The sequence below is a fragment of the Azospirillum sp. TSH100 genome, assembly GCF_004923295.1.
Classification (GTDB): Bacteria; Pseudomonadota; Alphaproteobacteria; order Azospirillales; family Azospirillaceae; genus Azospirillum.
This window is the reverse complement of the sequence record NZ_CP039637.1, coordinates 385,527-400,409: the sequence shown is the minus strand read 5'-3', so window position 1 is coordinate 400,409 and position 14,883 is coordinate 385,527. Positions and strand designations below refer to the sequence as shown.

Annotated in this window: 13 protein-coding genes; 7 read left to right on the top strand and 6 right to left on the bottom strand. The window is 67.2% G+C overall.

All coding sequences use genetic code 11. The annotated features are described in order from the left end of the window. Nucleotides 1–3 precede the first annotated feature (3 nt). The 3 genes from E6C72_RS23330 to E6C72_RS23320 form a co-directional block, all read right to left on the bottom strand. Nucleotides 4–435, bottom strand: a complete 432-nt coding sequence (locus tag E6C72_RS23330; RefSeq protein WP_247875484.1) for a CBS domain-containing protein — start codon at nt 433–435, stop codon at nt 4–6. A gap of 64 nt (nt 436–499) precedes the next feature. After that, complete coding sequence (locus E6C72_RS23325; RefSeq protein WP_109084244.1) at nt 500–2,266, bottom strand: SLC13 family permease; 1,767 nt, start codon at nt 2,264–2,266, stop codon at nt 500–502. A 141-nt stretch (nt 2,267–2,407) separates the two neighbouring features. After that, nucleotides 2,408–4,279: a diguanylate cyclase gene (locus E6C72_RS23320; protein WP_109084245.1), complete on the bottom strand. Its 1,872-nt coding sequence runs from the start codon at nt 4,277–4,279 to the stop codon at nt 2,408–2,410. 320 nt (nt 4,280–4,599) lie between these two features. Here E6C72_RS23320 and E6C72_RS23315 point away from each other — a divergent pair, with 320 nt between their 5' ends. From E6C72_RS23315 to E6C72_RS23285, 7 genes are all read left to right on the top strand, one after another. Then, nucleotides 4,600–5,007, top strand: coding sequence for a hypothetical protein (locus E6C72_RS23315; protein WP_109084246.1), 408 nt, complete (start codon nt 4,600–4,602; stop codon nt 5,005–5,007). Between the two features lie 237 nt (nt 5,008–5,244). Continuing rightward, complete coding sequence (locus tag E6C72_RS23310) at nt 5,245–5,787, top strand: hypothetical protein (RefSeq protein WP_109084247.1); 543 nt, start codon at nt 5,245–5,247, stop codon at nt 5,785–5,787. A 234-nt stretch (nt 5,788–6,021) separates the two neighbouring features. Continuing rightward, nucleotides 6,022–6,477 carry a hypothetical protein gene (locus tag E6C72_RS23305; RefSeq protein ID WP_109084248.1) on the top strand — a complete coding sequence of 152 codons (456 nt, stop codon included), beginning with the start codon at nt 6,022–6,024 and terminating at the stop codon, nt 6,475–6,477. Between the two features lie 34 nt (nt 6,478–6,511). After that, nucleotides 6,512–6,856 (top strand): hypothetical protein, encoded by a 345-nt coding sequence (locus E6C72_RS23300; RefSeq protein WP_136700837.1) that lies wholly within the window; start codon nt 6,512–6,514, stop codon nt 6,854–6,856. Nucleotides 6,857–6,897: 41 nt separating this feature from the next. Further along, nucleotides 6,898–7,086, top strand: coding sequence for a hypothetical protein (locus E6C72_RS23295; RefSeq protein ID WP_109084249.1), 189 nt, complete (start codon nt 6,898–6,900; stop codon nt 7,084–7,086). Nucleotides 7,087–7,308: 222 nt separating this feature from the next. Further along, nucleotides 7,309–8,019, top strand: a complete 711-nt coding sequence (locus E6C72_RS23290) for a Crp/Fnr family transcriptional regulator (protein WP_109084250.1) — start codon at nt 7,309–7,311, stop codon at nt 8,017–8,019. Between the two features lie 114 nt (nt 8,020–8,133). Further along, nucleotides 8,134–8,853 (top strand): hypothetical protein, encoded by a 720-nt coding sequence (locus tag E6C72_RS23285; RefSeq protein WP_109084251.1) that lies wholly within the window; start codon nt 8,134–8,136, stop codon nt 8,851–8,853. A 6-nt stretch (nt 8,854–8,859) separates the two neighbouring features. Here the strand turns inward: E6C72_RS23285 and E6C72_RS23280 are convergent, their stop codons facing one another. The 3 genes from E6C72_RS23280 to E6C72_RS23270 form a co-directional block, all read right to left on the bottom strand. Further along, complete coding sequence (locus E6C72_RS23280) at nt 8,860–11,562, bottom strand: SUMF1/EgtB/PvdO family nonheme iron enzyme (RefSeq protein ID WP_158280110.1); 2,703 nt, start codon at nt 11,560–11,562, stop codon at nt 8,860–8,862. 261 nt (nt 11,563–11,823) lie between these two features. Continuing rightward, nucleotides 11,824–13,677, bottom strand: coding sequence for an adenylate/guanylate cyclase domain-containing protein (locus E6C72_RS23275; RefSeq protein WP_169055280.1), 1,854 nt, complete (start codon nt 13,675–13,677; stop codon nt 11,824–11,826). A 58-nt stretch (nt 13,678–13,735) separates the two neighbouring features. Beyond that, entirely contained in the window at nt 13,736–14,872 is a 1,137-nt protein-coding gene (locus tag E6C72_RS23270; protein ID WP_136700836.1) for a DUF4384 domain-containing protein, read from the bottom strand. Nucleotides 14,873–14,883: the final 11 nt, after the last annotated feature.

Sequence of the window (14,883 nt, the reverse complement as noted above, 5' to 3'; positions counted from 1 at the left end):
CCCTCAAACGTCCTGCCCGCTGGCGCTGAGTTCGCTCAGCGCCTCGCGGATGGTGTCTGTGTCCAGCAGCAGGCGGCGCGAGATGTCGCTCAGCGTCACCCAGCCGACCACCTGTCCGTCCCCGTCCAGCACCGGCAGGCGGCGCACGTGATATGCGCCCATGATGTCCATGGCAGTGGCCAGCGTGTCGGTGTCGCGGCAGCTGAAGAGCGCGCTCGACATCACGTCGCGCACCCGCATCCGTGTGTTGTCACCGCCTTCCGCCACCACCCGGAACAGGATATCGCGGTCGGTCAGGATGCCGACAAGATCGTCGGCCGATCCGACCGGAAGGGCCCCGACATCCAGTTCGCCCATCAGCGTCGCGGCATCCTGCACGGTGGCATCGGGCGAAATGAACTCCAGCGCCTTCGCCATGATCTCGGAAACCAGCACGGTCGTGATCCTCGTTGTCGGGCCATAAGGAACGGCCCGCTTCTGCCGTTGTTCCCCGCCCCGCTCAGCCGCTCAGCGGCCAGACCATGACGATCAGCCAGGTGCCCAGCGCCAGGATGATCAGCGACAGCGGCACGCCCAGCCGCGGGTAATCGCCGAACCGGTAACCGCCCGGCCCCATCACCAGCGTATTGCACTGGTGGCCGATGGGGGTCAGGAAATCGCTGCCGGCCCCGACCGCCACCGCCATCAGGAAGGGATCGGGGCTCAGCCCAAGCTGCTGCGCCACGCCCGCGCCGATCGGCGCCATCACCAGCACCGTCGCCGCATTGTTCAGGAAGGGGGTCACCGCCATCGCCGCCGCCATGATCAGCGTTACGCAGGCCACTGCCGGCAGGCCACGCGCAGCATTGGCCAGCAGGGTGGAGATCACCTGGGTCGCCCCGGTGCTCTCCAGCGTGCCGCTAACCGGGATCAGTGCCGCCAGCAGGACGATGATCGGCCATTCCACCGCGTGATAAGCGTCCTCGACGCTCAGAACGCCGGTGACGATCATCGCCGCCGCCGCCGCCAGGAAGGTGACCGCCAGTGGTGCAAGATGAAAGGCGAGGACCAGCATCGTGATGACCAGGATGCCCACCGGCACCCAGGCCGGCCGGCGCCGGCCGATCTGCAGGCGGCGCTCGGCCAGCGGAATCAGACCGGCATCGGCCAGCGCATCGGGATAGCGCTCGGCCGGCACCTGCAACAACAGCAGGTCGCCCTCGCGGAACATCACATGGCGCAGTCGGCGCGCGATGCGCTCCCCCGTCCGGCTGACCGCCAACAGGCTGACGCCGAAACGCCGCCGCAGGTCGAGCTGGCGGTCGGAATTGCCGGCGAACGGCGAGTCCGGTGTCACCACCGCCTCCACCGCCAGCAGTTCGCCCTCAACGCCCTCAAGGATGCCGAGCGGCTCCAACGAGGCCCCCTGGACGAGGCGTTGCAGGGCCGGGGCGTCGCCCTCCAGCACCAGCACGTCGTCGGCTATCAGGGTCCAATGCCTGTCGGGCACATAGCGGCGGAAGCGCTCGCGGATCAGGCCGATCACCCGCGCCTCGCCTTCGGCCAGCGCTTCGACGTCGCGGACGGTGCGGCCGACGAAGGAGGAGGAGCCCGGCAGTCGCATCTCGCTGGCATAGTTCTCAACCGCGAAGGTTTCCTCCGCCGAACGGGCGCCGCTGCGGTCCTGCGGCAGCAGACGCCAGCCGACCATCAGGAACAGCAGCCCGATCACCGTGATGCCCAGCCCGACCGGCAGGTAATCGAACATGGCGAAGGGCTGCCCGACGATCTCCGTGCGCACACGGGACACGATGATGTTTGGAGAAGTGCCGACCAGCGTCATCAGCCCACCCATCAGCGAGGCGAAGGCCATCGGCATCAGCACCCGGTGCGCGCCGGTGCGGTGCCGCCGCGCGAGCTGCATGGTGATCGGCAGGAAGATGGCGAGCGCACCGATGTTCTTCATCAGCGCCGATATGAAGGCGACCGACCCGCACAGGAAGGCGATTTGCCGCGTCGGCGTGCTCAGCTTGGCCGCGACCGGACGCACCAGGGCATCGATCACCCCCGACCGGGCGATCCCGGCGCTGACGATCAGCGCGGAGGCGATGATGATGACGATGTCGTCGGCGAAGCCGGAAAAGGCGTCCTTCGCCGGGATCAGCCCGAGGAACACGCCGGCCAGCAGGGCCAGCACCGCAACCACATCGAACCGCCACCTGTTCCAGACCAGCATCGCCACCACGATGCCCACCAGCGCGAAGGACATGAACTGCTGAAGGGTCATCGGGGGTCCGTTCGTTGAGGTCGCCCGAGGGTAACCCCACGCCCCCCACCCGCGTTCCCGCACCGTCTGCGCTCGGGCCCGGATCGCCGCATCCGGCGCTTTCGGACTGCACCTTCCGACAGCCTACGGGGCTCGGCTTCCTCAGGCTGCCATGGCCCGCCGGTCGCGACCCGCGGTCTTGGCCGCATACAGCGCCCGATCGGCCGCCGCCAGCAGATCGTCCAGCGTGCTGCGCCGCCGCGTCACGCTGATGCCGATACTGACGGTGATGGCGAGCATCCGGCCTGCCACTGGCACCTGGGCCTGACGGACGTCCGCCAGCAGGCGCTCGGCTATGCGGTCGGCGTCCGCACCATCGGCACCCGGCAGGATGATGGCGAACTCTTCACCGCCCAGCCGCCCGATCAGATCGCCACCGCGCACCGCCGATTTCAAAATGTCGGCAAGCGTGCGCAACACATCGTCACCGGCCTGATGACCGAAGCCGTCATTGACCGCTTTGAAATGATCAGCGTCGACCATCAGGACGCTGACCGGCCGGCTCAAGCGCCATCCCTCCTCAAGCAGGGCGGCACCGCGCTCCATGAAGGCGCGGCGGTTCAGCAGCCCGGTCAGCGGATCCAGGTTGGCAAGCTGCCACAGCCTCTCCTCCTGCAGCTTGCGCTCGCGGATGTCGCGAAGAACACCGACGTAGATCGACTCTCCACCACTGTGGGATGCCCCGAGCGTGAGTTCGACCGGGAACTCCACGCCGCTGCGATGACGCGCGACCAGTTCGCGGACGGCGTCCTGCCGCCCCCATCCATGGCTCGCAAACCGGCCCAGATCCTGTTGGTCGCTCAGTTGCCCCGGCAGCAGCAGGTCGATGGTCCGGCCGATCACGTCTTCGGCGGCATAGCCGAACAGGACTGTCGCGGCCGGGTTGAAAAACTGGATGCTACCGGAACCATCGACCACCAGCATGGCGTCGCGCGCGGTGGTCACGAAGGCGGTCAACCTTTCTTCGCTGCGCTGCAAGGCGGCCGTGCGCTCCGCCACGCGCTGTTCCAGTTGGGCGTTCGCCTCCGCAAGCTCGTGCATGGCCCGCCGCCGCCGGATGACCTGCCGGTACAGAACGACGGACAGCGCCGCCCCACCGCCGCTCAGCACCAGATCCAGCGCGAAATAGACGGGCAGGCGGCTAAGCCAGCCGGCGATCGCCTCCCGCGTTTCGATGTTGGCCGCCGCGATGATGCCGTAGCGGGGGCTGACCTGATAGGCGCCGGGGCCGGCCACACCCGGCAGGATGGAGCCCCGCATGGTGCTGGCGGTCATCCCGGGATCCTGAATATGCTGGAGAAACAGTGGCCAGTCGGCGGCCGATCGGCCGAGGCAGTCCAGGCTTGGCAGGCAGCTGAACACGAAGCCGGACGGCGAGACGATCGCCGCCCGCATCCCTTCCGGCAACGGTGAGGCTTCCAGCATCGAAGAAAATATCTCCGGATCGAGTGCGGCGGTGACGATCCCGACGAGGCGTCCGAACCGGTCCTCGACGCGGCGACTGACAGGCACGCCCCATTCGCCGGTTATCCGGCTGACCACAGGCTTTCCGATGAACAGGATGTCCGCACCGCCGGTCAGATGATGTTGAACATAGTCCCGATCAGACAGGTCGACTGCGGCCGGTCGCGGCGTGCGTGAGTCGTATTTCAAACGCCCATCCGGCGAGGCGATGAAAAGGCTTCGCAGAAAAGGGGAAATCCGGTGCTGATGGACCAGAAGCCGGTGGATCTCGACTTCTTCGAGATCCTTGATCCTGTCAGAAACCCGTAGGAATTCCGACACCACCGATATCGTGCGGTCGGCGATCTCCATCAATTCGTCCATGTGCTCGGCGCTGTGCGCCGTGGCAAGCGAAGCCACATCCTCCATGGACTGGACACTGGCCTGGCGTTCAGCCGAGAGCAGGCCGCCGAGCACGCCGTTCAACAGGAGGATCAGTCCGAGGGTCGTAGCGACCCATACCCGCTTCATGGCGCCCCGTATCGCACAGCGTTCATTAGGAACCATGCCCACCGATATGCCGGTCCCGCAATTGGGACCAACCGCAGTTGCCCTTGCACGTCCCGGATCACTGTACCGCCCCAGGTCGCCATCAGGCGCATCAGAGTAAGTTGTTATGGCGAGAAACAACTTGGGAGCAGACAGTATCGCGCTTGATATCCGGGATTTTTTAAAATAACTGTCAGTGATATCTGAATGGTTATAAGAAGATTTTCCATAGACTCCCGCTCCGTGCTCTGACATCGTTCGAAATCTAACCTTTTCAGGGCGGGCAATCGGAGATCAGGGCAATGAAAACCTCATCCACAAGTTTCAAGGCAGCTTGCCTGTTCGCACTTGCCGGTCTCGGCATGGGGATCGGAATGGCGGCATCGCAGGACCACACCCTGATGCCGGCCCATGCGCATCTAAACCTTCTGGGCTGGGTGTCGCTGTTCCTGTTCGGCGTCTACTACCGTCTGCATCCGGCACTGGAAACCAGCAGGCTCGCCATGACGCAGATCGTGGTGTGGAGCGTCGGCACGACTTTCCTTACGGTCGCGGTCGCGGCGCTGCATCTCGGCCATGCCGCGTTCGAGCCGGTGGCCGCGGTCAGCGCGCTGCTGCTGCTCGGCTCGCTCGGCCTGTTCACCGTTCTGGTCTTCCGGTCCGGCGCACAGGCGCAATCCGCAACGCGGGTAATGACCGCAGCCGAGTAAATCCAGGGAACGGGCGGATCGCGCTCCGCCGCGGTTCCGCAGTGCATCCGTACGGCGCGCCAGCTGGCATCAGCGGCGCGCCGTTCGCGTTTGTCAGGGAAAATCCGGGAAACACACCGCCACCCGACAAAAGACGGAGGTTTGTGGCGCGGCTCACATCCGGGAATCGGGCGCTTGGGTAGGGTCTGCCCATCGGCAACACGCCGCACACCGCGGCCCCGAAACAGGAGACAGACCATGATCCGCACCTCCCTGCTGACCGGCTTCGCTTCACTCGCCCTGTTCGCCGCCCCGGCGATGGCCCAGAACATCTCCGACATCTCCAACACCGCAGCCGGCATCGGCAACACCGCCAACCAGAGCGCGCTGGTCATGCAGAAGTCCAAGGGCGCCTTCGCCGGTCCGAACACCGCCGCCGTGTCCAACCTCGCCGCCGGCATCGGCAATACGGCCGAACAGGGCGCCTTTGTGAAGCAGCGGAGCGGCGGCCTGTTCAACGGCGGCTCGGCGGCCACCATCGGGAATACCGCGGCGGGCATCGGCAACAACGCCGGCCAGATGGCGACGGTGATGCAGCGAAGCGGCGGCCTGCTGAGCGGCGGTTCGGTCGCCAATGTCGGCAACGCAGCGGCGGGCATCGGCAACACCGCCCTGCAGAGCGGCACCGTGTTGCAGCGGTCTGGCGGTCTGCTCGGCCCCTCCAACCGCAGTTCCATGCAGAACCTGTCGGCCGGCATCGGCAACTTCGCCGGACAGAGCGCCCTGGTGAAGCAGCGCTGACCTTTCCCTCCTCCCGGCTTCCTTCCTGACCTCGCTCCGGCCGGCAACGGCCGGAGCATTTTCTTGCCCGGCATTGCTTTACCCAGGATTTCCAGCCGGAACCGCTCTGAAAATCCGCCCGCGGTTGTGGCGCAGCTCACAGAAGCTTTCCGGGCGCGTCCCTAAGCTTCTCTCAAGAACACAGCCAGGGCGCGGAAGCCCGAAACCTCATCTCCCATGCAAGGAACTCCCGCCATGATCCGCACTTATGTTCTCGGCACCATCGCCGCCTTTCTGCTCGCCACTCCCGCCCTGGCACAAACCAAGCCCGGCACCGGACCCGCCATGCCATCGATGATGGCAGTGCCGGGGCTGGTCAGCACCAATGTCGGCAACGCCACAAATGTCGGCGCCGGGATCGGCAACTCGGCACAGCAGCAGGGTGTCTTCCTCCAGGGCGGGGGCGGCTCGCCCATCCACGGCGTCGGCCCTCTGGTCAGTACCAATGTCGGCACCGCCACCAACGTCGCCGCCGGGATCGGCAACAGCGCCGGGCAGAAGCTGCTGGGCGTCCAGGGCAGCGGCGTCCAGGTCGGGCTCAACTTCAGCGGCCGCGGCCCGCTGGTCAGCACCAATGTCGGTATCGGCACCAACGTCATCGCCGGCCTCGGCAACAGCGCCACCCAATCGCTCACCGGCCTGCGCCGCTAAGCATTTCATTTCCTTCCAATCCGGGAGGCCACCGATGCCGAAGTTCCCGACACTTCTCGCCGTCGTCGCGCCAATGCTGCTTTGCACGGCAGTGGCGACACCGGTGCTAGCCGACACCCTTGCCTGTCAAACGGTCAACGGCAGGACCGTCTGCATGCGGGGCTCGGGAACGCTGAACTGCGTGACACACAACGGTCGGACACGTTGTACGACCACCCCGTCCGGCCCGGAGTCCGAAGTCGTTCCCGACGTGGAATTTCAGCAGCTTTCCCGTCCGGCGTCCCCCGATCCGCATGGTCCCGTCGTCGATCACAGAGGCTTCCCCTTCGGCCATCAGGCCCACTCCCTACCCCTGGACGACGACCCGGACATCGACTGATCCCGCAACCGAACCGCAAATCCCAAACCGGAGACAACGCAATGTCCCGCCTCCTGATCCTGTCGCTGACGCTCGCCACCGTCGTTGCGGCACCGGCCTTCGCCGCATCACCGTCCCCGTCCGGAATGCAGACCACCACGCCCAACCCGCAGATTCTCCCGCCGGAACTTACATCCGCCTCCACCGACAATCTGGGCCGAGCGCTGAACCCGCAGCCGCTGCCACCCTGAGAAATTTCCCGCGGGCAATGGTACAACACCTCCATAACGCCATCGAAGGGCGACCGGTCACCGCCGGCCGCCCTTCTTTATGTCCGGCCCACATACGAACGGAGCAGAAGCGCCAACGACGGCCTACCGCCATTGACACCTGAGGTCGGTTCGGTTGCCGGCGTACCATACCCCGGACAATACCGCCCACGTCTTCAGCCGAAGCTCAGCCGGGGGACAACCGTGACCGCGATACGGATCAACTTCGACAAGGACCTTGTCCTCGCCGGGCATTTCCTGCTCAAGCATCTGGAGCGGGAGGAACGGCACCGTCTCGCGACCGCCGCCCGGCTGTCCCACCACCCGCGTGGTGCCATGATCTTTCAGAAGGGCGATCCGGGCGACAGCATGATGGCGGTCATCCGCGGCCGCGTGAAGATCTGCTGCCATTCGATGGACGGCAAGGAATTGGTGCTGAGCATCATCAACAAGGGCGGCTTGTTCGGCGAGATCGCGCTCCTGGATGGCGAGCCGCGCACCGCCGACGCGGTGGCGCTGGAGGAAACCGACCTGCTGGTGCTGGACCGGTCGCAGTTGATGCCGGTGCTGACGGCGAGGCCGGATCTGGCCTTCCGCGTCATCAGCGTGCTGTGCAAGCGCCTGCGCCAGACCAGCGAGCACCTGGAGGACACGCTCTTCCTGGAGGCGTCCTCCCGCTTCGCCCGTGCCCTGAAAAGGCTGGGCGACGCCTTCGGCAAGCCGGGGCCGGAGGGACTGCGACTGGACATCAAGCTGTCTCAGCAGCAGCTGGGCTGCCTCATCGGCGTCTCGCGAGAGAGCGTCAACAAGCTGCTGAACGAGTGGCAGCGTGCCGGTGTGATCGAAATGGATACTGGCTACATCGTGATCCGCGACACCGATGCGCTGGACGACATTGCAGATTCCTGCGGCTGAAGCGCCAAACCGACCCGCCTTGTGAGCCTGCCATGTGAGCCGCGCCACAGCGCCTGATCCCGGACGTTGCCATCATGCTCCCACACCCGGCCGCCAGCCTTGAGGGAGCCCGCGATGACCTCGCCCCGAACCGTCCTGCTGCCCACCGTCGCCGTCCTGCTGCTGACCGCCGGGACCGCTGCCGCCCAGGTCACCGGCGGCATCGCCTTTCCGCCCGGCCCGATCCCCGGTGCGGCGATGGCGCAGGCCTTCCCCCAGACGCCGCGCCTCCCGGTATCGGTCAATCCGACGCCCCGCGGCGCGCCTCCCGGTGCAATGGTCACCAACCCGTCGGTACGCCGGTCCACCATGAACCAGCAGGCGATCACCCGCATCCGCGGCGACGCCGGCTATCTCGCCGGCTTCAACAAGGGACAGCCGCTGGCCGCCAGCCGCCAGCCCCCGGTGCAGCCGGCCGACCCCAGCTTCACCATCATCGACGCGCCCTTCATCGTGAACAACTTCAACAGCGCGCTGAACTTCGCCTTCGGCGACGGCAACATCAGCCAGCAGCAGCTCGGTGACGGAACCGCGACGAGTACCACCGGGCCGGTGGAGACAACCACCCCGGCACCGGCGCAAGAAGCGGCCCCGCCGACTGCCCCCACCCCGGTCGCCAAGCCCGCCGGGCCATCGACGTTGGACATGCTGATGAGCACGGCCGGACCGCTGCCGTATCTGCCCGCGGCGCTGGCCCATGGCGGCGTAAAGGTCAACAACGTGAACACCACGACCAACACCGCCGTCGGCAAGGGCAACCGGGCGACCCAGACGACCGTCACGGTCCAGCGCTGACCCGCGTCAGTTCACCTCGCGCGCCACCCGGAAGCCGTTGGTGAAATAACGCACGTCGATGTCGTAGCTGTTGCGCATCGTGCCGTTGATGGCCTCCAGCTTGTCGCGCCAGGACCCGCCGCGCAGCACCCGCTTGCGGCAGTTGCCCTGGGTCCAGGCACCACCGTCGGCCGGGGCGCCCTGGTAATTCTTGTTCCAGCAGTCGGCCATCCATTCCGCCACGCCGCCATTCATGTCATGCAGGCCGAAGGGATTGGCCTTGTAGCTGCCCACCGCGGCCGGGGTCAAATGTTCGTGCGGACCACCGCAATTGTCGCAATCGGCGTGGTTCCCCTGCTCGGTTCCCCACCAGTAGGGAGTGGTTGTTCCCGCCCGCGCGGCGAATTCCCATTCCGCCTCGCTCGGCAGACGATAACGCTGTCCCGTCTTGCGGCTGAGCCAGGAAACATAGGCCTGGGCATCCTGCCAATGCAGATTGTGGACGGGTGTTCCGTCCGTCGGATTGGTCATGCGCGGCATGTCTGTGCAGCCGCCCTCCTGGATGCAGGCACGCCACTCGCTAACCGTCACCTCATACATGCCGAGTGCGAAGGGCTTGGCGATGGTAACGCGGTGGACCGGCCGCTCCGATGGATCGCCCTTGTCGTTCCCCATCATGAAGCTGCCGGCCGGCACACGCACCAGCACCGGACAGGTTGGGCAATCCTGGAAGCTGTTGCCCGTACCATGGTTGCGCGCGCCTCCGTTGCCCGGCACCGTCGGTGCCGTCGCCGCCACCTGCGGATCGGCCGGCGGCGGCGTCGCGGCCTGTGATGGCGCAGGGGGAGGCTCGTGCTTCAACAGCGTAGCGGCGACGAAGCCTTGGGTTCCATCCTCCAGCGCAATGCGGTACCATCCGCCCTGCGGCACGCGGCCCAGCACCTGCACCGATGCCCCGCGTACCACCCGTCCGACCCGTGCACCGCCGTTGGTCGGTGTCGCCCGCAGGGTACCGTCGACCGTGACGGTGTAGCGTCCGGGTTCGGCCGGTTCCAATCCGGGTCCTATCTCCGGCTTCGCTTCCGCTCTCGGCGGTGGTTCAGCCGTCTTCCCGGTGACCGTCAAAGACTCAAGCTGGCCGCGGGCCATCGGGGCATAGCTGCCGCTGCCGAACAGTTGCAGGAAAGCTTGGTAATCGCCGGGCTCCCTGCTGCCCTGAATCTTCTTCCACAAACTGTCCTCAAGCTCCGCCACCGGCGGGGTGCCGGGGGCGGCGATCTCCACGCTGACGCTCGCCGTGGCAGTGCCGCCCCGGCCGTCATCGACGCTGTAGCGCAGGTTGCCGGCCGATCCGGGGGCGGCGGCCTCCGGATCGAAGGTCAGGGCGGTCAGGGTCTGGACGGTCAGCCGGTCGCCCGGCTTCACCACCGCCGCACCATTGTGGACGCTGCCACGCTCTGGCACCCCGATGATGGTGATGCTCAGGGGATCACCGTCCGGGTCGGACGGGGCATCGATCCCCATCGGATTGCCGACGACGCGCAGCTTGCGTTCCGCCACCAGGGCCGGCGGCTGGTTGCTCGGCTTGATCGTCACCGGGATGGCGCCGGTTGTCATGCCGCCGCGGCCGTCGGCCACCAGGAATTCGAAGGCGCCGGCGTCGCCGCGGAAGCTGCCGTCGGGCTTGAAGCTGGTAGCCGCCAGTTGCTCCACCGTCAGGTAGTCGCCGATCAGCACGCTGCGCTCCCCGACGCGGACGGTGCCGCCACGCGGCAGCCCGGTGACGCGGGCGTACATCTGGTCGTCGTCCGGATCCGTCGGCTTGCCGGTCGCCAGCGGCTCCGCCCCTGCACGGTCGAGAACTGTCAGCGCCCGCAATTCCCCCAGCACCGGCGGCCGGTTGGGCGGACGCGGGTTGAAGTAGAAGGGTGTCGCGCCGAGCGAGCCGTAGACGAACGGCTCCTGCCGGCCGTTGGTGGCCTGCTTCACCGTATCGCGCACATTGCGGAAGAACAGGCTCAGCTCCAGTCCCGGCGTCTGGAGATGCTGGAGCAGCGCCGCGCTGAAGGGGCTGTGGTCGCCGGTACCGTCCTCCGCCAATTGATCGGCGCGGGTCGCCATCGCAACCAGCGTGTCGCTCGGCGTATCGTCGACGCTGCCGAAGCCGGGGTGCGCCTGGTTGCGGTTCGACCCGCTGCGGGTCAGGCGGTCGACGAAGGGGTTGTTGCGGCAGGCATCGAGGATGAGGATGCCGAGCTTGCGCGCACCGGCCAGCTCGCCCATCGGCAGGTTCAGCGGGATCGCCTCATAGACCAGATCGCGCTCCCGCTCCAGCTGGGCATCGGCCGGCAGCAGATAGTTGACGCCGTTCACCTGGATGCCGTGCCCGGCATAGAAGATCACCGCGACATCCGCCTGCGAGGCCTTCAGGCCGAACTGGCGCAAGGCAGTGGCAAAGCCGCGGGCATCGAGGTCGTACTGCTCGTCGACCGTGAAGTTCAGCGCCCGCAACGCCTCGCCGATCGCTTTCGCGTCGTTGCGCGGATTCACCAGTTCCGGCGCGTTGCGGTAGTTGCTGACCCCGATCACCAGCGCCAGACGGCTTTCCGCGGCACCGGACGGCTGGCCGCCATTGGCAGGTCCGGCCGCATGCGCCCATGGCGCCCCGACAACCAGCACCAGAAGCAGCACCGCGACCATCGTGCGGCAGGGTCTGACCGGTCCCACCATCCCCGCCTCCGTACCCGTGCAAAGAGGCGCCGCATTTCGTCGGCTGACAATCGACCAGAACGGTCGCCGGCGAAGCTTACGGCGCATAGCGGATGGCTGTTCGAAGTGATTTCGGAAATTGCCGGCAGCCCGCCATGGATGGAAGAAGCATACCATGGCTCGAATCGATGCCAAGCGGCCCCATCAGCCCGAATCCGGCAAAAGAGGGGATGCCACGCCGAAGTGATTACTTCCTGTATCGAGCAGAACTTACAACGATTATCACCCACGGCCATCAGCATCTTCATCGTCGATCAGCAGCCAGATCCGCACCGCTCTGACCTTGCCCTTCAACGCCACCTCCCCCACCGGCAGCACCGTGCAGTGGCCGTGCAACGCCGACCGCACCGCCTGCCAAGTCGGATCGCCGACGATGATCCGGCAATGGCGGGAGGAGCGCGCATCGACCATCTTGCCGTAGGCCTCCAGCCGGGCGGCGGTGTTGGCGGTGTCGCCCAGCAGCGAGTATTCGCTGTGCCGCAACCCGCCCAGGCTGCCGGCAACCAGAGGCCCGGTATGCACGCCGACACGGATGCCGACCATCGGCAACCCTTCCGCCTGCCAACGCCGGTTCAGCGCCACCAGTTCCCGGCCCATCTGCAAGGCGCAACGGACGGCCCGGCCGGCGTCTGCGTCGATCTCCTCCTGCGTGTTGCGGGCGACCGGCGCGCCGAAGACCGCCAGGATCGCATCGCCGACGAAGCGCAGCACCACCCCATCATGGGCGGCGACGATCTGCACCATGGCGTCCAGATAACCCTCCAGCCAGCGGATCAGCGGCTCCGGCTCCAGCGCTTCGCAGATGGTGGTAAAGCCTTCGATGTCGGAGAACAGCACGGTGGCGGTCAGCTGCTGCGGGCGCGGGCGGTTGCCGGCCATGAAGGTGGCGCGTTCCCGCCAGATCTCTTCGGCCACCGGCTGGGATACATGGTTGGCGAACAGCAGCATCATGACGCGCCGGTCGGCCCGTTCGCGCAGCGACATCTGCACGGTCATCGCGGCGATGCCCGCCCCCCAGGCCAGCGCCGGGGCCACCAGCGGCACCAGCGGCCCGCCCGCCGCGAACAGCGCGGAGGCCCCGGTCCCGCCCGCCATCGGCACCAGCACCCCCGCTACCGCCAGCAGCCACAGTGGCAGTCCGACCAGCGCCACTCCCACCCCGGCCACTGCCATCAGCAGCGCCAGCGCCGCCTCCCCGGCGAAAGGCAAACGCGGACTGCTCCGCCCATCGAGAAGTTGGGCCAGCACATGTGCCTCGATCTCGACGCCCGGTGTTGACGCGCCAGCCGACGACAGCGGGGTGCGGTGCTGATCGATCCCGGCAAGCGCGGTGCCCACCAGGACGATCCGCTCGGCGAGCCAGTTTTTCGGCAGAACGGCGAGGGTTTCGGCAGGATAGATCGGGAACGGGGTGGTCGAGCCATCCGGCCGGCCATGCCAGTCGATACGGAAGGGTTCCGCCGGTACGGCCGACACCCCACCGAGATGGGCAAGCTGCACCGGCAGGCTGGGTGTGCCGTCCCCACCGAAGGGAACGTGCCAGCGCACCGCGGCGTCCAGCCGGTCCTTCGCCAGATTGGCATGCCCGCGAGGCATTCCCTCGGTGAACACGTCGAGGAAACGGCGCTGCCGTTCGGTCAGGGGGGTTTGAGCCAATGCGGTGATCGCCACCACCGGAACCGCCGCGTTCAGCATGGCCCGGCGCAACCGCTCATCCACAGCCGGCAGGCTCGGCTGGTCGAACAGCACGTCGATGCCGATGGCGCGCACCCCGGCCGACGCCAGCAGACCGATGATGTCGGCCAGCATGCCGCGATCCACCGGCGACCGGCAGGCCAGCCCGGCGAAACTGTCTTCCCCGAACAGCACCAGTGCGATGGCGGGATGCTGTGGCTGCGCAGGGGTTGCTGCGGCGATCAGCCGGTCGCCCAGACTCTCGTCGGCGGTGCGCAGCGGCGGCACCAGCCGCACGGCAACAAGCGCCAGCACAGCGCTGCCCAGCATGATGGCGACCGCCAGCCACCTGCGCGACCATCCGCGATGGCTCGGCGGCGGGTCGCGCACCGCCGGCCTCACGACGGCGGGAGCCTCCGGACCTTCCCTTGGGTTCGCCGGCGGACCGTCCATCCGTCCCTCACCGGACCTTCAGGATCAGCTGGGCCGACGCCACTTCCGTTTCGCGCAGGCGAGACACCGCGCGGTCCAACTGCATAGCAGCCTCCTCCGGCAGCGGACGGAAGGCGGCGGCACGACCGGGCATCTCGTTGTCGAGATTGCGGCTGGTGGCGATGCAGCGCACCTCCAGATCGGCCGGACCGTCACCGGCACGCAGCGGCATGCGGTCGCCGGACAGGCTGATCGGCACATTGCCCATCACCCGGGCGCTCATCGTGGCACCCGCTGGGAAGATGGGGATCAACTGGGCACGCGCGTTGCGCAGATAGCAATAAAGATTGGCATCGCGATCGGTCTGGACCAGCAGCCGGATGTCCTCGCCCGGCCGGTAGGCGGGGCCGGCAGCCGGATCAGCGGAAAGAAAGAGATCGAGCGGCACCGCCGCTTCGCGCAGGGAGGCCATCACAGCGCCGATCTGCCCGGCACAGCCGGCCGACGCCATGCCGACCGCCAGCGCCGCGCCACCCGTTGCCTCCACCATGCGAAGATGCAGCCTGCCGACCGGCGTCCCATCCCGCCGCAGGACGCCGATGTCCGCCCCATCCGCCAGCGGCAATCCCCGCGGCCAGGGTACCGCAGCAGCATCGGTCCAGGTAATTTCCACACGCTCCCCGCCGGCCTGCAACAGCAGGCGGTCCAACCCTGGTTCCGTCGGGCGGCGCAGCAGCGGCGTGCCTCCGGCCTTGATGCACTGGGTGCCCGAAACCGACGGGTCGATCGCCAGCGTCTTCTCCAACGCCACATCCAGCGGATTTCCCAACGCACGCGCCGCCCCAAGGTCGCTCTGCATGAAACGGTCGTCGGCGGGGCCAGCACGGGCCGAAACGGCACCGTCCGCCATCTCGCCGGGCACACCGTCATAGGGGCCACGCAACCGCAGCAGACGGCCGTTGGCAAACAGCAGCGTCGCGTTCGCCCCGTCAGGAAGCCGGACCGACTGCCCGTCGCCGACGAGTTGGCCCTGGACATAGCCAGGCGCACTGGACGCCACGACCACGGCCTCCACCGCGGCGGCCTGACCGCAGCCCAGGGCAAGAACGGCGGCGGCACACAGCAGATTTTGGGCCAGCAGATATGAGTAACGTCTCTTCGGCATGATCGTCACCT

Bases quoted from the DNA above. Each gene is read 5' to 3' on its own strand.
- E6C72_RS23325 (WP_109084244.1), bottom strand. From the start codon at position 2,266: ATGACCCTTCAGCAGTTCATGTCCTTCGCGCTGGTGGGCATCGTGGTG.
- E6C72_RS23320 (WP_109084245.1), bottom strand. From the start codon at position 4,279: ATGAAGCGGGTATGGGTCGCTACGACCCTCGGACTGATCCTCCTGTTG.
- E6C72_RS23315 (WP_109084246.1), top strand. From the start codon at position 4,600: ATGAAAACCTCATCCACAAGTTTCAAGGCAGCTTGCCTGTTCGCACTT.
- E6C72_RS23310 (WP_109084247.1), top strand. From the start codon at position 5,245: ATGATCCGCACCTCCCTGCTGACCGGCTTCGCTTCACTCGCCCTGTTC.
- E6C72_RS23305 (WP_109084248.1), top strand. From the start codon at position 6,022: ATGATCCGCACTTATGTTCTCGGCACCATCGCCGCCTTTCTGCTCGCC.
- E6C72_RS23300 (WP_136700837.1), top strand. From the start codon at position 6,512: ATGCCGAAGTTCCCGACACTTCTCGCCGTCGTCGCGCCAATGCTGCTT.
- E6C72_RS23295 (WP_109084249.1), top strand. From the start codon at position 6,898: ATGTCCCGCCTCCTGATCCTGTCGCTGACGCTCGCCACCGTCGTTGCG.
- E6C72_RS23285 (WP_109084251.1), top strand. From the start codon at position 8,134: ATGACCTCGCCCCGAACCGTCCTGCTGCCCACCGTCGCCGTCCTGCTG.
- E6C72_RS23280 (WP_158280110.1), bottom strand. From the start codon at position 11,562: ATGGTGGGACCGGTCAGACCCTGCCGCACGATGGTCGCGGTGCTGCTT.
- E6C72_RS23270 (WP_136700836.1), bottom strand. From the start codon at position 14,872: ATGCCGAAGAGACGTTACTCATATCTGCTGGCCCAAAATCTGCTGTGT.